General features: G+C 55.6%; 14 protein-coding genes. 6 read left to right on the top strand and 8 right to left on the bottom strand.

Annotated elements, in window-relative coordinates; translation table 11 throughout:
- Positions 1–12: 12 nt before the first annotated feature.
- The 5 genes from E1297_RS14465 to E1297_RS14445 form a co-directional block, all read right to left on the bottom strand.
- Positions 13–1,509 (bottom strand): aldehyde dehydrogenase, encoded by a 1,497-nt coding sequence (locus tag E1297_RS14465; protein WP_155139327.1) that lies wholly within the window; start codon positions 1,507–1,509, stop codon positions 13–15.
- Positions 1,510–1,523: 14 nt separating this feature from the next.
- Positions 1,524–2,198, bottom strand: a complete 675-nt coding sequence (locus E1297_RS14460) for a DUF1028 domain-containing protein (protein WP_155139326.1) — start codon at positions 2,196–2,198, stop codon at positions 1,524–1,526.
- Positions 2,199–2,286: 88 nt separating this feature from the next.
- Positions 2,287–2,703 (bottom strand): RidA family protein, encoded by a 417-nt coding sequence (locus tag E1297_RS14455; protein ID WP_155139324.1) that lies wholly within the window; start codon positions 2,701–2,703, stop codon positions 2,287–2,289.
- Positions 2,704–2,725: 22 nt separating this feature from the next.
- The gene (locus tag E1297_RS14450) at positions 2,726–4,003 is read right to left on the bottom strand and encodes an NAD(P)/FAD-dependent oxidoreductase (protein ID WP_155139322.1); all 1,278 of its coding nucleotides are present in this window, start codon (positions 4,001–4,003) and stop codon (positions 2,726–2,728) included.
- A gap of 330 nt (positions 4,004–4,333) precedes the next feature.
- Entirely contained in the window at positions 4,334–5,128 is a 795-nt protein-coding gene (locus E1297_RS14445; RefSeq protein ID WP_155139320.1) for a helix-turn-helix transcriptional regulator, read from the bottom strand.
- A 164-nt stretch (positions 5,129–5,292) separates the two neighbouring features.
- Between E1297_RS14445 and E1297_RS14440 the strand changes: the two genes are divergently transcribed.
- Positions 5,293–7,362: an NAD(P)-binding protein gene (locus E1297_RS14440; RefSeq protein WP_155139318.1), complete on the top strand. Its 2,070-nt coding sequence runs from the start codon at positions 5,293–5,295 to the stop codon at positions 7,360–7,362.
- 172 nt (positions 7,363–7,534) lie between these two features.
- Here the strand turns inward: E1297_RS14440 and E1297_RS14435 are convergent, their stop codons facing one another.
- A complete protein-coding gene (locus E1297_RS14435) occupies positions 7,535–8,893 on the bottom strand; it encodes an ATP-binding protein (protein WP_155139316.1) in 1,359 nt (452 codons plus the stop codon).
- Positions 8,890–9,612, bottom strand: coding sequence for a response regulator (locus tag E1297_RS14430; protein ID WP_155139314.1), 723 nt, complete (start codon positions 9,610–9,612; stop codon positions 8,890–8,892). The genes E1297_RS14435 and E1297_RS14430 overlap by 4 nt, the downstream gene beginning before the upstream one ends.
- 166 nt (positions 9,613–9,778) lie before the next feature.
- Here E1297_RS14430 and E1297_RS14425 point away from each other — a divergent pair, with 166 nt between their 5' ends.
- The 4 genes from E1297_RS14425 to E1297_RS14410 all read left to right on the top strand — a co-directional run bounded on the left by E1297_RS14425 (position 9,779) and on the right by E1297_RS14410 (position 16,358).
- Positions 9,779–11,137, top strand: a complete 1,359-nt coding sequence (locus E1297_RS14425) for an efflux transporter outer membrane subunit (protein WP_155139311.1) — start codon at positions 9,779–9,781, stop codon at positions 11,135–11,137.
- A gap of 1 nt (position 11,138) precedes the next feature.
- Complete coding sequence (locus tag E1297_RS14420; protein WP_196223318.1) at positions 11,139–12,281, top strand: efflux RND transporter periplasmic adaptor subunit; 1,143 nt, start codon at positions 11,139–11,141, stop codon at positions 12,279–12,281.
- Entirely contained in the window at positions 12,278–15,415 is a 3,138-nt protein-coding gene (locus E1297_RS14415) for an efflux RND transporter permease subunit (RefSeq protein WP_155139306.1), read from the top strand. Before E1297_RS14420 ends, E1297_RS14415 begins: the two co-directional genes overlap by 4 nt.
- Positions 15,416–15,506: 91 nt before the next feature.
- Positions 15,507–16,358 carry a MipA/OmpV family protein gene (locus tag E1297_RS14410; protein ID WP_155139304.1) on the top strand — a complete coding sequence of 284 codons (852 nt, stop codon included), beginning with the start codon at positions 15,507–15,509 and terminating at the stop codon, positions 16,356–16,358.
- 668 nt (positions 16,359–17,026) lie between these two features.
- Here the strand turns inward: E1297_RS14410 and E1297_RS14405 are convergent.
- Positions 17,027–17,959: a LysR family transcriptional regulator gene (locus E1297_RS14405; RefSeq protein ID WP_155139302.1), complete on the bottom strand. Its 933-nt coding sequence runs from the start codon at positions 17,957–17,959 to the stop codon at positions 17,027–17,029.
- A gap of 95 nt (positions 17,960–18,054) precedes the next feature.
- Between E1297_RS14405 and E1297_RS14400 the strand changes: the two genes are divergently transcribed.
- The gene (locus E1297_RS14400; protein WP_155139300.1) at positions 18,055–19,710 is read left to right on the top strand and encodes an ABC transporter substrate-binding protein; all 1,656 of its coding nucleotides are present in this window, start codon (positions 18,055–18,057) and stop codon (positions 19,708–19,710) included.
- Positions 19,711–19,891 lie beyond the last annotated feature (181 nt).

Below are 19,891 nucleotides of genomic sequence, written 5' to 3'. Positions count from 1 at the left end.
GAGGTTCGAGGATCAAGCCTTGTACTTGATCCAAGTTGTTTTCAAAGCAGTATACTTCTCAAGGGAATGCAATGACAAATCCCGTCCGAAGCCAGACTGTTTCATGCCGCCAAACGGGGTCTGAGCGGACAATGCATCTACTGTGTTGACCGATACCGTGCCGACCATCAGCTTATCCGAGACCCGGCAGGCCCGGCTGAGGTTGTCGGTCCAGACAGACGCTGCCAGCCCGTAGATCGAGTCGTTGGCCATCACAACAGCTTCGTCTTCGCTGTCGAAGGGTATAACCGACAGGACAGGACCAAAAATCTCATCGCGCGCCAACGGATTGTCGTGGCTCACATCATCAAAGATCGTGGGTGCAATGAAACAGCCTTTTCCATCTACGGTGACCCGTTCACCGCCAGCAACAAGGTTTGCGGTTTTCTTGCCTTCCTCGACAAAGCGCATGATGCCTTGTGTTTGCTTTTCATCCACGATGGCACCCATCTTTGAGGCCGGATCCAGCGGATCGCCGGGCTGCATGGCCTGCGCGCGTGCAATCATCTTCTCGACAAAAACGTCCTTGATCGAGCGCTCGACATAAAGACGCGAATTGGCCGAACAGACCTCACCTTGATTGAAGAAGATGCCAAAGGCCGCCATGTCGGCCGCAGCGTCCAGATCCTCGCAATCAGCGAAGATCAGGTTCGGGCTTTTGCCACCGGTTTCAGGCCAGATCTGTTTCAGGTTGGATTGGCCAGAGTATTGCATGAACATTTTGCCGATTGCGGTCGATCCGGTGAAGGCAAGACAATCCACATCCATATGCAGACCCAGTGCTTTACCTGCGGTGACGCCAAATCCCGACACCACGTTGAATACACCATCAGGCACACCGGCTTCGGCAGCCAGCTCTGCTAGACGCAGCGCGGACAAAGGTGACTGTTCGGCGGGTTTCAATACAACCGAGTTTCCGGCTGCCAGTGCAGCGGCGCCTTTCCATGTCGCCATATCCAGGGGAAAGTTCCACGGCGTGACAGCGCCGACCACCCCTAAAGGTACACGCGACACAAGGGCCAGATCACCGGGACCGGTGGGGGCAACTTCGTCATAGATCTTGTCGATTGCTTCAGCATACCACTGAAAGAAATGCGCAGACCCCGGCGCGTCGATGGTCACCGCATCGGTCACCAGCTTGCCCATGTCCAGACTATCGAGCAGGGCCATCTCTTCTAAGTTTGCACGGATCAGATCGGCCAGCTTGAGCAAAATGGTCTTACGATCGCCTGGTGCCATGCGCGACCAGCGGCCATCTTCAAAAGCCCTGCGTCCTGCCGCCACGGCCCGATTGATGTCTTCTGCATCGCCCTCGGCGACCTGCGCCAGGACTTCGCCGTTTGCAGGGTTTATGCTGTCGAAAGTCTTACCGGATGCGGCGTCGACAAATTTACCGTCGATAAATGCCTGCCCGCGGATTGAGAGGTTGGCCGCGCGGGCTTTCCAGTCTTCGTGCGTATTGTCCAACATGGTCTTCTCCCTGATTATTCGTCTCCGGGAACGCCGTAAGACGGCGCCTCACGCGGATCGAGCGCGCGCTGGATGTAGGCGTCCAGCTGCGGTTTGTAGATGTCCCAGGCCGTGGCGATGTTTTCGATGGGGCAGTCCTCGGTCCAGTCGCAGCGCAGATCGGCGACGGGCCAGCTGACCTTGTCGACGATCTTCATGCCCGCTGAATGGACCGGCCCCGCCTCGCCGCCAGCCGCCAAAGCAGCCTGCATAGCTGCAATCAACCTATCGCCAATATGACCTGACGACGCCAGAAATCCGTCGACGATTGCTTGTGGAACGCCATCGTTGTCCAATAGGTTCCCACCAGAAGCGACGTTTTCGCCCTGCGCCTGAGTCCAGATTCCCAATGAATTCGGACCCGAATGGATGGCGGTCCGCCCTTGGGAATCTATCGCCAAAACCTGTCGATACTCGATGAAATTTCCGCGCTTCTTGACTTCTTCAACCGCCTGGGGTGCCGAAAGACCCTGTTCCATCAAGTCCAGTGCTAAAGGGCCAAGGCTGGGGTCCGTCACGTTCTGTGACGCCACAGCCCCGACACCTGCGCGCGCAAACGAACAGCGTGCAGCGACAGCAGGTGAAGAAGATGAAATTGCCAACCCGAACATACCGGTGTCCGGGCAGCGAGCGACCAGAGAAAAGGTCATGCAAATCTCCTGCTAGATACGAGTTCGCAACCGGGCCGCGACGAAGGGGAGAGGGGCGCGGCCCGGTCGTTCTGATCAGCTGAGCTGATCAATCGGGAATGACAGCGGTGCCGTCAATTTCGACCAGCCAATCGGGGCGTGCCAATGCCTGAACCACCAGACCGGTCGAGACCGGATGCACGCCTTTGATGTATTCGCCCATCGTGCGATACACCGCCTCGCGATGGCGAACATCGGTGATATAGACGACCACCTTGACCAGATGTTCAATCGAACCGCCGGCCTCTTCGATCAATTGGCGGATGTTCTGCATGACCTTGTGGGTTTGCTCGACCGGGTCGTGGCTGTCGATGTTGACGGCATCGTCCAGATTTTGTGGGCATTGGCCGCGCAGGTAGACTGTTTTGCCTCCTTGGGTCACGACGGCCTGACACAGGTCGTTGTCCAGGTTCTGCTCCGGATAGGTATCCGATGTGTTGAACTTGCGAATGCGGGTGTGGGCCATTTTGGTATCCTGATTTTCGGTGTTATTCAGCGGCGGTGGAAACGATGGCCGCTTCACCGTCATAGTCCTGATAGGCCCGCTGGATTGCGATCTGGTCTGCGATGTACTTTGCATCATGCCATACGCCCCAGATGAAGGTTGATCCGCGGCGTGACTGCCATGGCAGCCCCAGGAAATAGATATCCGGCTCAACCGAAACCCCTCGCTGATGGATTGGAGCGCCCCGTTCGTCAAAAGCATCTGCCTTGATCCAGCTGAAATCCTGACGGAAGCCTGTTGCCCAGATGATTGTGGTAATGCCTTCCTTGGCAAGGTCGATTGATGCAAGCGGATTGGTCAGACAATCGGGATCTTGCCAGGACTGTCGCGCTTCGGGCTCTTCGGGCAGGTTTAGCCCGGTGCGGTCTACATAGGCATCTGCTGCATCGAGCATTTCGAGATAGTTCGCGTCTCCGGCGGCGACGTTTTTCTGAAGGTCATCAGCAAAGCTCAGCACGCCGTTTTCGAAACTCTGAGTCAGGCCGACAAGAGTCACGCCTTCACCTGCCAGACGGCGGAAATCCATCGTATGGCCGCCATAGGCGCCGCTGACCGAGATCGTGACATGCTCGGTACCGGGTTTCATCGCTGCCATGTCCCACAGGCCCAGAACACCCAACCACCAGACAAAGTCGCGCCCACGGTACCGGCGCGGAGGCCGATCATGCGGACCTACCGACAGGAACACCTTGCGGCCAGCACGGTTCAGCTCATCCGCGATCTGGGCACCTGACGAACCGGCGCCAACAACCATCACAGCGCCTTCTTTCAGCTGGCTTGGGTTCTTGTAGTAGAAGGAATGCAGTTGCTCGACACCTGCGGTCTCGGGAACGATTGGTGGAATGACAGGGTGTTGGAATGCACCGGTCGCCGCAACAATGCGTTTTGCCTCAATTGCTCCTGCAGAAGTTTCAACACGGAACCCGCCTTCACCCGGAAGGCGTTCAGCCTTGAGGACCTCGATGCCCTCACGAATTGGTGCGTCGACCATTTCGGCGTATTCTACAAGGTATTCGGCAACCCGGTCCTTGGTCACGAATGCGTCAGGGTCATCCCCTTTGAAATCAAGATTGGGAAAGCGATCATGCCAAGCCGGTCCATTCGCAACCAGTGCATCCCAACGCCCCGTTCGCCACGCTTCGGCGATGCGGTTCTTTTCCAGCACAAGATGGGGCACATTGTTTTTTCCCAGGTGTTCGCTCAGAGCGATCCCTGCCTGACCTCCGCCAACAACCAGCGTGTCCGTTCTCTCCAATGCCATTTTTCGGTTCCCTTTTAATGTTCTCGGCCGGTCCATAGGACCGATGACGGCTTGAAAGCCGGACCAAGCCGATTTGGCACTTCTCGCTCCGCTGAATGGGCGGACAAACGAGAAAACAACCAAATACCGACAGCGGAAACAGACCCTGTTTTAGGCCTGAACCTCGACATCGTGGCTCCACCTGTTCGTGGATTTTCGTGCCGGTCCAGCACGCCTAGCGCGTTTCAGGGATAAAATTTCACAACTTCAAAACAGGCGAAATTACTGTCTAACTTACCCTTAGTTAGGCTGTGACTAATCTGGTAGATTTCCTGCATGTTTCCGTAGGGGTTAACGGAACTGAGACAGAAACGGTGCGATCAGATAATAAAGTTCGCCCTGAGATGAAATCTGGCATTTCTTATATAATTGCTTGCGGATGACCTTTACGGTCTGCGGGCTGATCCCCAAGGTCAGACCAATAGAAATAGATGAATGCCCCTGCAGGATCAGCAACGCTATTTCTGATTGTCGTGCGCTGAGGGAGATGTCTTTTTCAGCCGATAGCCGGTCACGCAGAGACTCTACCGTGCTTTCCGGCGATCTGTCATTCGCTGAACAGAGTTTACGCCAGTTCTTTCTGACCAGAGCGTTGACAACCGGCGCTATGTGACGTGCGCTGGCAATATCGCGCGATGAAAACTTTGACGCGGTGGTTGCGTCCCGGCCAATGCAAACTGTCACGCCAACGCCCGGAGAGGGGCTGCAATAGAATGCCAGTTCATCCACCAACGTGGTGCGTTCATAATAGGATTTATAGTATTCGTTGCGTTGAAACTGATCCGGCGCCACATCGGCCAACCGGTAGAGGCCATCACGCGTACCTTTCCGGAATAATCCGTAGAATGGATCCAGCAGATAGGCCCCGTTTACATAGTGGCTCCCGATCCGTTCGAATACACGTCCTTCGGAAGCGTGAGTCAGAAACACCTCGGGTTCCTGGTTCTCGAAAAAAGCCAGGATTGTGATGTTGTCGAAACGACAGGACCTGGCCAACCAATTGTGCAGCTCCTGCGGGAAAGTCTGTGTTTCAATTGCAAGAATAGCCGCTGCCAGAAGATCAGGTGCTGGAGACTGGTTCGCCAATTCATACCTCTCTGGGGGTATATACCCCTAAATGTGAGATGAATTAGGATTACTGGCACATAACAGGGGTATAAATCCAGCCTGACGTGGTTGTGGCGATGAAAGCCCGGATCCGGAAACGCCAAGTGGAGATCACCCCGCCAGATGTCCAAGGGAGATCCAGCATGCGTGACCCACGCTACGATGTTCTGTTCGAACCAATGAAAATTGGCCCACTGACTGCCAAGAACCGCTTTTATCAGGTGCCGCACTGTAATGGTGGGGGCTATCGCGATCCGTCCGCTGCTGCTGCCATGCGCGGGATAAAGGCCGAGGGTGGTTGGGGCGTGATCTTTACCGAACAGTGCGAGATGCACCATACCTCGGAAATCACGCCTTTCATCGAACTGCGCCTGTGGGAGGACAAGGACATCCCGCAGCTGCGCAAAATGTCGGAAAAGATGAAGACCCACGGCGCGCTGGCCGGTATTCAGCTGGCGTATTCGGGCATCAACGGGCCGAACCTGTATACAAAAGAGGTTCCATTAGCGCCGTCCGCCCTGCCAATCCGGACCTTTACCAACGACCCGGTGCAGGCACGGGCGTTGTCAAAATCGGATATCAAGGACTTGCGCCGCTGGTTCGTGAACGCAGCGAAACGGTCAAAAGAGGCTGGCTTTGATCTCATCTGCCTCTACGGCGCGCATGGGTTTGGCATATTCCAACACTTCCTGAGCCGCGCCACCAATCAACGCAGCGATGAATACGGCGGCAGCCTGGAAAACCGCGCCCGGTTCAGTCAGGAAGTCATTGCGGACATGCGCGATGCTGTCGGCGATACAATGGCGATTACGTTGCGGGTGTCGTTGGACGAAACAATCGGCGAACTGGGTTTTTCGAACGCTGAAGTGCGCGATTATATCGAAATGAACAAGGACCTGCCTGATCTCTGGGATCTGGCGCAAGGTACCTGGGAAGATTGCTCGGGGCCGTCACGGTTCAAGGAAGAGGCGGCACAGGAACAGCTTGTACGCGGTATTCACGAATTGACCGACAAGCCTATCGTTGGCGTTGGTCGTTTCACTTCACCGGACGTGATGGCCCGGATGATCAAGTCCGGCACGCTGGATTTCATAGGTTGCGCACGCCCTTCGATTGCGGACCCTTTCCTGCCGAAAAAGGTCGAGGAAGGCCGGATAGATGATATCCGCGAGTGCATCGGTTGTAACATCTGCATCACTGGTGACATGACCATGTCGATCAGCCGCTGCACACAGAATCCGACTTTCATGGAGGAATGGCGCAAAGGTTGGCACCCTGAAAAGATGAATGACAAAGGGGCCAGCTCCAACGTTTTAATCGTTGGTTCGGGGCCTGCGGGGCTTGAAGCGGCCTGGGCGCTTAGTCGCCGGGGTTATGATGTTGCCGTTGCCGAAGCAAAAGATGTGATTGGTGGTCGCGTTACCCGTGAACGCACCTTGCCGGGGCTCAGTGCTTGGGGGCGGGTCGTGGACTACCGCGAATACCAATTGCAGCAGCGACCGAATGTCGAAATCTATCGGGAGAGCGAACTGGATGCAGACAGTATCCTTGAGTTCGGGTTCGAGAACATTTGCATCGCGACCGGTTCGACTTGGCGCCGGGACGGAGTATCGCGTCAGCACGTTGTTCCCATGCCGATTGCCGAAGGGGCTACTGTGCTTACTCCGGATGATCTTATGGACGGTAACATCCCATCTGGCCGCGTCGTGGTTTACGATGATGATCATTACTATATGGGCGGTGTTCTGGCAGAGCTTCTTGCCAAGAATGGTGCGCAGGTGACATTGGTGACGCCGTCAGCCTATGTCAGCGACTGGACCAACAATACGCTGGAACAGGTTGCCATCCATCCGCGTTTGGTTGGGGCCGGCGTCGAGATTGTTCTGAACCAGGGCATCACCGAAGTGCACAAAGATCACGTGGTTTCGAACTGTACTTATACAGACCGGACCTGGAAGATCGAAGCGGATGCCGTTGTCATGGTTGCTTCCAGACTTGGTAATGACAGCGTCTACGAAAACTTGCTGCAGCGGCGTTCCGAATGGAATGACGCTGGGATCAAGTCGGTGAAGATTGTGGGCGATGCAAGCGCTCCGGGTCCGATTGCCTGGGCGACCTATGCGGGTCATCGATATGCACGTGAACTGGACGGGCCGGATATCGGTGATGCCTTGCCATTCCGCAGGGAAATCACAGAGCTGGCTGTCGACTAGTCCGAGATCGTATCGCCAAGTATGACGAGGGCCTTTGGTATGCTGAAGGCTCCGTCTTCAACGTTGATGTTTTTTGATTCCGTGATAGTCATGCGACAGAACCTTGGTGCTCCTTAACCAGATCAAGCGAGTTTCCTTTCCTCCTAGAGGGAAAGACACAGTCTGTTTGATGTTACAGCGGCAAAATTGCTGAGATCCGAAACCCGCGCTCCAGATTTGAAGGGATCAGATCACCACCGTGTTTGCGCACAATCGAACGTGCGATCGACAGCCCGAGACCAACTGAACCTTCGGTGACCGAACGCGCTTGATCCAAGCGGGTGAATGGGGTGAAAATCTCTTCGAACCTGTCTTCAGGCACGCCATCGCCACTATCTTCGATTGTGATGCAAACGCGTTTTTCGTCTAATTCAAGCCGGACCCGAGCTTCGTGGCCATATTTGATGGCATTGCCAACAAGGTTAGATATAGCCCGTCGAATACTCACCTTGCGACCCAGATAGAGACAGGTTTCAACCGATGACGTAAATGCCATGCCTTTGGTTTCGGCCGCTATCGCATTGAGCATGGCAACCAGATCGAACTCTTGCAGTTTCTCTTCGCTGATGTCCTGTTTGGCAAAGGTCAGGAAACTTTCGACCATTGTCTGCATGTCATCGAGTGTCTCGATCACCTGACCCTGTAGCTTTTCATTTTCGATGAACTCTGCCCGCAGCCGAAGTGACGTGATCGGAGTACGCAGATCGTGGCTGATTGCCGCCAGCATGGTCGTTCTGTCCTGAATGAAACGATGGGTGCGTTCCTGCATCGTGTTGAAGGCAGTCATCACCGACGACAGTTCGCGCGGTCCGGTCTCGGGCAGGGGGTCGATATCTTCGCCACGGCCGACCAGATCTGCTGAGTTCGAGAGCTCGCGCAAGGGGGCCGTTAGTCGGCGCGTGACGAGTGCAACAACAATGGTGATCCCGATGATCGTCAGAAACACCGAAAAAATCACAGGCGCCAGCAACACCGGTGCCTCGGGAGAAGGCGGGCCGACAGCTGATAACCAGCTTCCATCATCGTACTTTACAAATGCCTCCCAGTAGGGGCAATCCGATGATCTCAGAGATTCCGTCAGCAGAAGAAAACAGTTTTCTTCTTCATCCTGATACCAGAACCGGATAATGTCCCATAGGCTGACGGGTTGGGATGCGATCTGGATGGGCGCGTCGAGGAACTCGCGCAATCCTCTGAGAACTTCCTCATCTGATTGTTCAAGCGGAACCCCGCGGGACTGAAGCCCAAGGCCAAAGACAATATCCGGATTGGATACGTTCTCAAAAAGTTGCTCACGCTCTTCGTGGCTCATATAGGTGCTTGATTTGTAAACAGCGGCGATCCGGCCAAGGACATAGGTCCGCTCGTACTGATCAATCTTGCCGTCTGTTTCGACCATGAAAGTGGCAAGCATTAGCACTTGCGCCAGCATGACCGAGCCGACCATCAGGACCAGGAACTGACCCGCCAGCGTTTTGGGGCGCCATTTCATATCTTAACCACGTCACACGAAAACAGATATCCGCCACCCCAGACTGTTTTGATGTATCGCGGTTTTTTGGGGTCGGTTTCGATTTTGCGGCGCAGTCGGCTGACCTGATTGTCGATGCTGCGGTCAAACACTGTGGCGGTGCGATTGCTGACATGATCCAGCAGTTGATCGCGGGTCATCAGAATGCGCGGGTGGCGCAGAAACGTGGTTAGAAGACGAAACTCGATGCTGCTCAGTTCCGTAGTCTGATCGGGCACCCTGTCATTGGTCAATGTCTGGGTGTTGGTATTCAGCAGCCAGTCGCCAAACCGGATCGATCCGGCCTCGAGCTTGGAGTATGTGCGCGGCAGCGCGTTTGCGCGGCGCAAGACACCCTTGATGCGCGCCACCAGTTCGCGCGGGTTAAAGGGTTTGGTGACATAATCATCTGCGCCCATCTCAAGGCCGATGATCTTGTCCATGTCGTCTGACACAGCTGTCAGCAGGATCACCGGAGTACCGATTGTCTCGCGAATACGACGGCAGACATCCAGCCCGCTTTCGCCCGGCATGAGAATATCGAGGATGACCAGATCAATTTCCTCGCGCCTGAGAACGGCAAACGCCTCCTGACCGTTGGCCGCCTGACTGACACGGTATCCGTGTTTGCGAATGAACTCGGCCAATGGCTCGCGGATGTTGCGGTGGTCGTCAACGATGAGAAGGTGCTGGTTAGACATATATCCGGACGGTTGGCTCTGGGTTTTTACGGGCATAACGCAGCGACTGCGGTATGCAAACGCCGTTATGTATCAAAATGCCTCAACGCGGGATGCTGATACAGTTTGATACAATTTTCGTTTTCCCTGACAAACACCGGCGACAACCGCTGCCTAGGTAGGCGGCATGAAGTCAAGATATCTGATCACAGGCGCCCTCACTCTGGTGCTGACGGGCTGCGCAGAGTTCGCCCCGCCCCCGGACCGCAACGCGCAGGCCGTGTTGCAGCCACCTGCGCAATTTGCCGCCGGGCAGAGCGGCCCGACAGCGCTGATCAAGGGGATGAACGACCTGTTCGACGATGCCCAGCTGACGGGTATCGTGAACCGCGCCTTGAAGAACAATCCCGATGTTCAGCTGGCTGCCCGGCAGATGGAGCTGGCCGGCTTCAATGCCCGGATTGTGGGTGCATCGCTGTCGCCCAGTGTTTCCGGCTCATTCAACACCACCCGTACAGGGGGCAGCGGTCCTACCGGTGGAACTTCCAGACCGTCGCTTGATGTCAGTTGGGAGGCAGATGTCTGGGGCCGATTGCGCGATAGCAGATCAGCCGCGCGCCTCGACGCATCTGCCGAGGCTGATCAGCTACAGGCCGTCCGCGCCTCGATCGCGGCGCAAGTCATGCAGAGCTGGTTCGAATATGCCCGCGCCTCTCAGGCCGTATCACTGGAATCCAGCCGCCTTGCAGCTTTGAAACAGCGCGAGGAATTCGTTCGACGCGACTATCGCGCAGGGGTGGGATCTCTGGACGACCTGTCGGCCATTCGCCGGGATGTGGCTCTGTCGCAAGAGGTATTGCTGGCCAATCAGGGTACTCGAAATGAGGCGGCCCGGGTGCTGGAGCTGTTGCTTGGTGAATATCCCGACGCGATGATCAAAGGTGCGCCTCGTCTGCCCCGGATTGGCGCCGCGCCACGCGCAGGTGTACCGGCCAGTGTTCTGACCAATCGCCCTGATCTGCGGGCGGCATGGTCCCGGGTTGAAGCAGCGGATAAACGGATTTCAGTCGCTCAGAAAGACCTTCTGCCACAGATCAGCCTGACAGGATCATTGGGGTCAACGACGTCAGACTTCTCTGACCTGCTCAGCGGTGCCACTATCTGGACTTTGGCAGGTCAGCTGACCGCGCCGGTCTTTGATGGCAGCCGCCGGAAAACCGAAATTCTCGCCTCGCGAAACCGCGCTGATCAGGCTTGGATCACCTATCTGCAAACCGCCTTGCGCGCCTTTTCCGAGGTGGAACAGGCCCTTGATCAGGAACGTTTGCTACGGGGGCGTGAGGCAGAGCTTCGCAAGGCAGTCGAACACGCCAGAACCACCGCGGACCTGTTTGAAACGCGCTATCAGGCCGGGCTGACCAGCATTCTCGAACTGCTCAATGCGCAAAATGCCGTTTTCGACATTCGCGGGCAACTACTGGCGGTCCGCTCCGCACGTCTCAGCAATCGCGTCACATTGGCCCTGGCACTGGGAAAAGAGGTATAAAATGAAGCTTTTAATCGCAGGATTGGCATTGCTTACAGCCATCGTATTCGTTGCAAGTGGAAATGAACCCGAACCGGTTCCTCAGGCCCTTGGTGATACGGCGACAACGGGACAGCAAGTTGACGTTCACGTGTTGCGTGCCTCGCACCAGCAGGATGTCCTGACCGTGTTTGGGCAGGCCCGGGCACGGTGGCAGATCAGCTTGCGTGCTGAAACCAGTGGCCGGGTTACGCAGGTTGCCGACGCCGCACTGGTGGGTGCTCTGGTGCAAAAGGGCGATGTTCTGGCCGAGATTGAAAATACCGGTCAGCAACTTGATCTTGCCAATCGCACCACTGCACTGGCTACCGCACGTCGCGTTCTGGCCGAAGAGGAACAGCGCGCCAGGATTGCGCAGGAAAACTGGGACGCTGCCGGGTATAAGGGTGATCCCGACCCGCTGGTTCTGCGCCTGCCTCAGCTCGAGGAGGCGCGTGCGGACCTTAACGCTGCGCGACTGGCTGCGGACCGGGCGCGCTATGTTCTGGATCAGACCCGCATCGTTGCCCCATTTGACGGTGCCATTCTCAAGCGTTCGGTCGGGCCCGGTGACCTGTTGCAATCGGGTGATGAGGTCGTCGAGCTTTATGACACCCAGAAAATGGATGTGGTCCTGACCCTGACTGAGGCCGAGGCAGCGCGGCTGTCCAGCCCGATCGGCAACAGGGTACGTCTGATCGCGACCCAATCTGGCCGGGAATGGCAGGGTGTTGTTGAACGCGTCGGACAGCGTATCGACGCGACCAATCGCTGGATTGAGCTGATCGTCTCGGTAAAGGAGCCGAACGGGCTTTTGCCGGGTCAGTTCCTGCGCGCCGAAGTGGATGGGCGCAGCTATGAGGATCTGATCGGAATTCCACGCGCTCTGATCGGACGCGATGGCGCTGTCTGGCACGTGGATTTTGACAATCAGCTGCGCCGTATGCCGGTGATACCGGTGTTTAGTCAGGGGGATCGCTCCTTTGTCGCGCCGGGCTCCGATTGGCCGCCAACATTGCGACTGACCCCGCCCAGTCGTAACTTTTTGAACGGCACCGCAGTTTCCCCGGTGTTCATGAGCGAAACAGATACCCTGAACCTCGCCGAAAACGGTGCCGGGCAATGACGGGTGGCCAAGACAAGGGCTGGATTGCATGGTTTGCCCGCAACCCGGTAGCTGCGAACTTGTTGATGGTCACGATCCTTGTGATGGGTCTGACCACTGGTCTGAACATGCGGACCGAGGGGTTCCCGGCTTCGGACCCGCGCACGGTCACAGTTACGGTTTCCTTTGACGGCGCCTCGCCAAGCGATGTCGAGGAAGGTGCGGCCATCAAGGTCGAGCAGGCAATCAGCGGCGTAGCGGGGATCAAAGAGGTCACATCGACTGTCACCGCCAGCGAAGCCACGGTGAGTGTCAGAAGTGTTGATGGATACTCTCTGGATCGCCTCAAGGATGACATCGAAGCGCGTGTGAATGCCATCAATACCTTTCCGACACAGGTTGATCAGACCACGATCGCGGCCGAGCAGGAAGATCGCCATGTCATCCACGTTCAGGTCTCGGGCCATGCGGATCACAGGACACTCAAGGAAGCGGCGCGCCGTATCCGCCGTGAATTGCTGTCACTGCCTACGATCAGCAAGGTCATCACCGAAGGGGCGCTGGGATATGAGATCACGGTCGAGCTGAGTGAAGACAAGATGCGGGCCTATGGCGTCACCTTTGATGAGGTTGCCAACGCGGTTCGGGGTCGCTCGGTCAATCTGTCCGCCGGATCGCTCGAGACCGAGCGGGGCACTTTCATTCTGCAAAGCCGAAATCAGGCTTATTATGGCAGTGAGCTTGAGCGCACGGTCGTCCGCTCATCTCCCCAAGGGGGCGTGGTTCGCCTTGGCGACATTTCCAAAATCGTAGATGGGTTTGCCGAAGACCCGGTGATATCGATCTACAATGGTCAACCCTCGATCAGGCTGGATGTGCAGCTGACCGGAAAGGACAGTATCACGGCCGCGTCGGATAGTGTCACGGCCCATATTGACACGATGCAGGGTGAAGGCCGCATTCCCAACGGCGTCACGCTAGAGACCTGGTCGGACGAGGCCAAGAATATCCGTGACCGTCTGGCGCTGATGTCCCGCAATGCTCTGATCGGGATGGGTCTTGTGTTTGTAATGCTGGCACTGTTTCTCAACATACGCGTTGCGATGTGGGTGGCAGTCGGCATTCCGATCTCATTTGCTGGAACCCTTTATGTTCTGGGGCCGACAGGGTTTGACTATTCGCTGAATGATCTGACGACCTTCGGCTTCATTATCGTCCTGGGCATCGTTGTCGACGACGCGATCGTCATTGGCGAAAACATTTATGCGCACAAGGAATGTGATGGGGGAGGGGTCGAAACCGCTGTTCGGGGCGCGCTAGAGGTCGCTACACCCGCCACATTCGGTGTGCTGACGACGGTGGCTGCATTCTTTCCGCTCACAATGATCAGCGGTGATTTTGGTGGGCCGTTCAAAATCATCGCCGTTGTAGTGATTGTCTGCCTGCTGTTTTCACTGGTTGAATCCAAGCTGATCTTGCCCGCACATCTTGCCCATCTCAGGCTTGGTAACGACAAGCCTCAAAACCGCCTGACCCGCATCTGGGCTGGCCTCCAGAAAGCAATCGACAATGCACTGGGCTGGGTCGTGAAACGAGCCTATCTTCCCATTCTCAGGACGGCCGTGACCAACCTGACCGCTTCATTCATGGTGGCGCTGGCGATCTTTGTCGCAGCAATTGGTCTGGTAACACGTGGCATCGTCCCAACGCAGTTTTTTCCCGAACGTGACAGTTCGCAGGTCTATTTGAGCGTCACGCTGGAAAGTGGCACGCCCTCTGCAAGAACCCGTGACGTGGCGCAACTGTTCGAGGAAAGCCTGGTGCAAACCGGAGAATTGTATCAGCAACGTTACGGGTTGAAAGAAACCCCCATTCTGAACCGATACACCTCGTCAACCCGCGCGGAAGAGGTGCAGATGACCGTCGAACTGACCAGCAGCACCAGCCGCAGTTTTTCTGCTGCCGACTTCATCGCGGATTGGCGGGCGGCGTCGCGATCACCTGCCGTGGTCACGCAGCTCAACTTCTATACAGATGACGACGATTTTGAGGATCTGCGCATAGAGCTTAGCAATGCGGACCCAGTTAGAAATGAACAAGCGATGCAGACCTTAACCCAGTCCCTGAAAGAGGTCGGAGGGGTTAACGATATCAGAACAAACTTGGACAACAGTGTGATCGAACTGGGGTTCGAGGTTTTACCATTGGGTGAGCGGCTGGGGATCACCAACCTGAGCCTCATTTCAGAATTGCGGAACAGCGTTTATGGGTTTGAGGCGCAAAAAATTCAGCGTGGTGAAGATGAAGTGAGCCTCAGGGTTCGGTTTCCACGGGACGCCAGAAACACGCAGAGCGATTTGGACCGCGTGCTGATCCCGACCCCGTTAGGCGGGATCATCCCACTGACCAGCGTGGCACGGGTAACCGCGCGTGAAACTCAGCAACAATTTGAACGCATCGACGGTCAGCGTGTTCTGACCCTGAGTGCGAAAGTTGATCGCGAAATCACCACACCTCAGGCGGTTCTGGAGCATCTGCAAACGTCGATTTTTCCTGCCCTGCAATCGGACAATCCGGGGCAGAGCATTACAATCGCGGGCGAGGCCGAACAGGAAAGCGCTGCAACCCTGCAACTCATCAGTGGGTTTGGCCTTGCTCTGCTGACGATCTACGCCCTGCTGGCAATTCCGCTGCGATCCTATCTGGATCCGGTCGTGATCATGTGTGCGATTCCATTTGGCATCGTTGGCGCCATTCTGGGGCATCTGATTATTGGTATCCCGATCTCCCTTTTGTCCTTCTTTGGCATCCTCGCGCTTAGCGGTGTTGTTGTGAATGACGCATTGGTTCTGACCAGCCGTTATCGCGCCCGTTGCGACGAAGGTCTGGGATATGTCGAGGCCATCACGGATGCCGGTGCCGCCAGATTCAGGGCCATATTGCTCACATCGGTGACAACATTTGTTGGGCTCGCACCTCTGGTTTGGGAGACCTCTGAACAGGCGCAAATCCTGATCCCGATGGCGGTGTCGCTTGCATTCGGACTGTTGTTTGCCACCGTGATCACCCTGCTGATTGTCCCGGTGATGCTGGGCCTTAGGGACCGGATACAACGCAATCCCGAAAATCAGTCTGCAACTGCAATACCACTGTGACAAACAATTACAATTTAGCCTCTTGTCGGCAAACTTTGCAGACACATTGCGCCGAATTTACCCCCAACGAAAATCAGAACTGAGGAAGATCATGACCTTTTCTTCACCGGCACGCCTACGCGTCGCCATCGCGGTTGCGGCCATCGCCGGACCCCTCACTGCACATGCTCAGGATATCGGCGGATATGGCGACGAAGATGATGGGGGTGACTGGGACTTTTTCATCGGCGCAGGCGTCGGGTATGAACCCGAATATGAAGGGTCGGATCGCTACAAGACTGAGGCATTGCCCGGCTTTCAGATAGTCTACCGCAATCGTTTTCTGGTGGGTCCGCAGGGTCTTGGCGTATTTGTCGTAGACGAGGAACGTTTTCGGCTGTCCGCGGCCGTCGGTTATGGCGGTGGGCGTAAGGAAAGCGACAGCACCTACCTGTACGGGCTGGGTGATATCGACGACGGGGCCGTGTTGTCACTTGGCACCCAGTATGATCTGGGCGGTGTTGTTGCCACTGCGGACGTGCAAAAGTTTCTGTCCGGTTCCGAAGGCACTTTGGTTTCCTTTGGCCTGCAAAGTGAAGTTCCGTTTGGTGTTGTAAGGGGCCTGTTGCTGCCTACCGGCACGAACATCAGCGACACCGTCGATGAACGGGGCCTCGCGCTGATTGGTGGTATTTCGGCTGATTGGGCAGACGGCAACTACAACCAGTCCTTTTTTGGTGTTACGCCTACACAGTCAGCCCGTTCGGGGTTGCAGACCTATTCGGCCGGCTCAGGTTTCAAATCCGTGAATGTCGAATTTGGCTTTGCCAAGCCGCTGGGTAAAAACTGGGGCCTGACCGGGATTGCGACATATTCCAAGCTGTTGGGGGATGCCGCAGACAGCCCTGTTGTCAAATCGGATGACAGCCTTTCTGCCCAGCTGTTTGTAGGCTTCAATTTTTGAGATCCAAATTTTGAAGCCTGAGCGCAGGGTTCATATCCAGAAGATGGCAATGGTTGCGGGGCGGTGGCGGATACTCAAAATTCGGTCATCTGTCGCATGTGGTTGCGACACCCCACCAGCCCTTGAGCCTGCGGAAAATGATCTCTTTGCTTATAAGAGCGTCACTGAACCAATCCGCATCATAACCTCTGTTCCCGAGCAAACATGCAACACTAGGACGGGTGACGACCAATGCGCGGGTACCGAGGTAATCACTGAACTGACCCGTGGTTGCGACAGGTTCAGCGGACGCCGAGCGATGGGCCTTGAGATAGATGAGATTGAGCATCTTGTGTGATGCATACGCTTTAGGTGCGTCGCTTGAGCAAGACTTGCCAGTCGCTCTCCTTCTCGGGTCGTGAATCACGCCATCAGCCCGAAAACGATAGGTCTTGAATACAGAGTAACGGATCCTCAATGCAGATTTCGGCTCCTGCAGTATGGCGCATCATGACGCCGGTAGCGGCAGAATCCAACCATCCCATCAGGTCTATCAATGACTCTGCAGGATCGTTGCTTTCGCAGTGAGCTTACGTTTTTTCCATAAATGCTTAGAAGTCGCGTCTGCATTGAAGTTCTTCAACCCGAGCTCGGCAAAGCACTACGTTCGACCGCACGCCTGACAAATGCTATATCGAAGAAGCTGTGAGAACTTGATCTGCGATCCAGTCGAAAACAAGTTTAGGTCCGCGGCCCGAGTCGGCATTGCTACGTGACATCACATAGCCGGCGTCGCTAGCAACTATGTCGTTCGTGACGGTAACCAGCGAACCTTTCTTGAGCAAATCATCTATCAGACCAATCCACCCCAAAGCGACACCATCGCCCGACAAAGCAGCCTGGGTGACCATGTCATAGTTGTTGAAGCTTATGTAATTTTTCTTTCTTTCGCCCGTTACGCCCAAGGCATCAAACCATCCTTGCCAAGTTTGCCAAGCTGCGGTCGCAGGTTTCGACAAACTCAGAAGTTGAGCGTCCAACAAATCGGCGGATGAACGAATTGGTCCAATCTTTTCTAATAGCTGTGGACTGCAAACGGCGGCGACCACCTCTTCCAAAAGTAATATTTCATCGGCTTTAATCTGCTCTTTGGGAGTGACATGGATCCGAATATCGCAATCAGTATCATCCAGATCGGGCGGTACGGTTGAGGCCAGAATCTGAATTTCGATTTCGTCACCGATTTCCTCTCGCAAATAACCCAGACGCGGAAGCAACCAGAAAGTAGAAAACGCAAAATCGGCTGATATCCGAACTCTGGGCTTGGTTTTGCGCTCAAGCAAAGACCCAACCGCATAACCCATTTGTGTCATTGCGGGTCTGACCACATTAAGAAGCCTGAGGCCTTCGTGAGTCAGTGAAACACCACGGTGCTCTCTTTTGAAAAGCAACACGCCCAGATCGACCTCCAAACCCTTGATCCGTTGCGAGATCGAGGACTGTGTCAAGCCAAGAGCCTCACCGGCACTCGTGAAGTTCCCATGCTTCGCAACCATTTCGAACGCATAAAGCGCCACTAGATTGCGACTTAGGTTGGTATTAATCCTGCTTATGTCATCCATAATTACTCAGCTACTGCAAAAAGGAGCGCTTTTATACCAAAAACTGTGTCAACGGGCGCTCAAGCAGCCCTGTGGTAGAAACACGGGAGCCAATGATGACCAAACAAAGTCGCAACCAGACCATTCATCCAGCAATCGCTATGCATGCCGGTGAGGTGGCTGACGGAACACTCAGCCGTCGCGAATTTCTGACACGCGCTACAGCGCTTGGGCTGTCTGCATCGGCTGCTTATTCGATTATTGGTCTGTCTCAGCCAGCGCGAGCCGCAACAAATATTCAACCCGGTGGTACAGTGCGTATTCAACAGGTCGTTCGCGCGCAGCTTGATCCGCCACTCTACAATTGGCCGCAGCTTGGCAACACTGTCCGAGGGTTTCTGGAATATCTGGTGCAATACAACGCGGACGGAACGTTCGAGCCCCGGCTATTGGAAAGCTGGGAAGTCAACGACGATGCAACGGAGTACCTTCTGCACATACGCCCAAACGTAAACTGGAACGATGGGCGAGGAACGCTTACCGCGAAAGATGTGGCTTATAATTTCAAACGTTGGTGTGACGGCACTTGGGAAGGAAACTCGATGGCCGCGCGCATGGGATCCTTACAGAATGACACTGGTGACGGACCCGCAGATGGCGCCTTGGAGGTCATCGACGATCTGACGCTTAAGCTAAAACTGACTCGGCCAGACATCACGATTATCCCGGCTGTGACTGAGTATCCTGCAGCCATTGTGCCCGACGGATGGTCCGGTGATCCCGCGAGTGATCCGGTTGGCACAGGTCCTTACAAGTTGGTCGAGTATCTGGTTGGCGAGAAGGTCGTTCTGGAAAAGAACACCGATCATGAGTGGTGGGGCGAAGGTGCCTATCTGGATCGGATTGAGTTCATTGACTACGGCACGGATGGTGCCGCACACCTCGCGGCCGCCGAGGCGGAAGAAATCGACATGACCTATGAAACGGTCGGAGAGTTTGTCGATATCTACGAAAGCATCGGTTGGAACCAAAGTGAATCTGTTTCGGCGAATACCATGGTTCTGCGCACGAACCGCGATGCCGAGGTTGACGGTGTGAAACCCTATGCCGATGCAAGCGTTCGTCGCGCGCTGGCGATGGCCTGCGACAACGCGGTTTTGTTGGAACTGGGCTATGCCAACCGCGGGACATTGGGCGAAAACCATCATGTTTGCCCCATTCATCCTGAATATGCTGATATTGGTGCCCCTGAAATCGATGTCGAAGGCGCGCGGGCCTTGTTGGAGGAAGCTGGCATGCTCGACTACGAGCATGAGATTTTCTCGATCGATGATGACTGGCGCCGCAACACGACAGACGCATTGGCTGCCCAGTTGCGCGATGCGGGTCTGAACGTCAAACGCACGGTTTTGCCGGGCAACACCTTCTGGAATGACTGGAACAAATACCCGTTTAGTTCAACCGATTGGGGGCACCGACCTTTGGGCGTTCAGGTTCTAACGCTTGCCTATAAGTCGGGCGTGGCGTGGAACGAGACCGGTTTGGCGAGTGCTCAGTTTGATGCGATGCTGGAAGAAGCTTCGGCCATCGCCGATGCAGAGACCCGGCGTGGACATATGGAAAAGATCGAACAGTTCATGCGGGATGACGGCACAATCATCCAGCCCTACTGGCGGTCATTGTATCGTCATTCCCGACCTGGGGTGATCGGAGCTGAAAGCCATCCGATCAACGAGATTCACGTGCATAAACTGGCGCTTGCAGCCGAATAGAGCGAACGGAACAGGTCTAACTCCCCGGACCCACCGAGACCGGCGAAGCATGACCGTTGCGTCGTTGTTCTCGGTGGGCTCCCGGGAAAATTTCGGCAATCAGATCGCTAAATCTGCAAAATCAATAACAGGGAGACGTTGATTATGGCTCTAAAGCCACCTCTTTCGGAACTTCCGATCA

The organism is Roseibium sp. RKSG952 (assembly GCF_009711355.1).
Note: the sequence above shows the minus strand (reverse complement) of the source record. Positions and strands in the feature narration are given on the sequence as shown.

Coding starts and splice junctions, on each gene's coding strand:
- E1297_RS14410 (WP_155139304.1), top strand. CDS start 15,507: ATGACCTTTTCTTCACCGGCACGCCTACGCGTCGCCATCGCGGTTGCG.
- E1297_RS14420 (WP_196223318.1), top strand. CDS start 11,139: ATGAAGCTTTTAATCGCAGGATTGGCATTGCTTACAGCCATCGTATTC.
- E1297_RS14450 (WP_155139322.1), bottom strand. CDS start 4,003: ATGGCATTGGAGAGAACGGACACGCTGGTTGTTGGCGGAGGTCAGGCA.
- E1297_RS14435 (WP_155139316.1), bottom strand. CDS start 8,893: ATGAAATGGCGCCCCAAAACGCTGGCGGGTCAGTTCCTGGTCCTGATG.
- E1297_RS14425 (WP_155139311.1), top strand. CDS start 9,779: ATGAAGTCAAGATATCTGATCACAGGCGCCCTCACTCTGGTGCTGACG.
- E1297_RS14455 (WP_155139324.1), bottom strand. CDS start 2,703: ATGGCCCACACCCGCATTCGCAAGTTCAACACATCGGATACCTATCCG.
- E1297_RS14460 (WP_155139326.1), bottom strand. CDS start 2,198: ATGACCTTTTCTCTGGTCGCTCGCTGCCCGGACACCGGTATGTTCGGG.
- E1297_RS14465 (WP_155139327.1), bottom strand. CDS start 1,509: ATGTTGGACAATACGCACGAAGACTGGAAAGCCCGCGCGGCCAACCTC.
- E1297_RS14440 (WP_155139318.1), top strand. CDS start 5,293: ATGCGTGACCCACGCTACGATGTTCTGTTCGAACCAATGAAAATTGGC.
- E1297_RS14415 (WP_155139306.1), top strand. CDS start 12,278: ATGACGGGTGGCCAAGACAAGGGCTGGATTGCATGGTTTGCCCGCAAC.
- E1297_RS14405 (WP_155139302.1), bottom strand. CDS start 17,959: ATGGATGACATAAGCAGGATTAATACCAACCTAAGTCGCAATCTAGTG.
- E1297_RS14400 (WP_155139300.1), top strand. CDS start 18,055: ATGACCAAACAAAGTCGCAACCAGACCATTCATCCAGCAATCGCTATG.
- E1297_RS14430 (WP_155139314.1), bottom strand. CDS start 9,612: ATGTCTAACCAGCACCTTCTCATCGTTGACGACCACCGCAACATCCGC.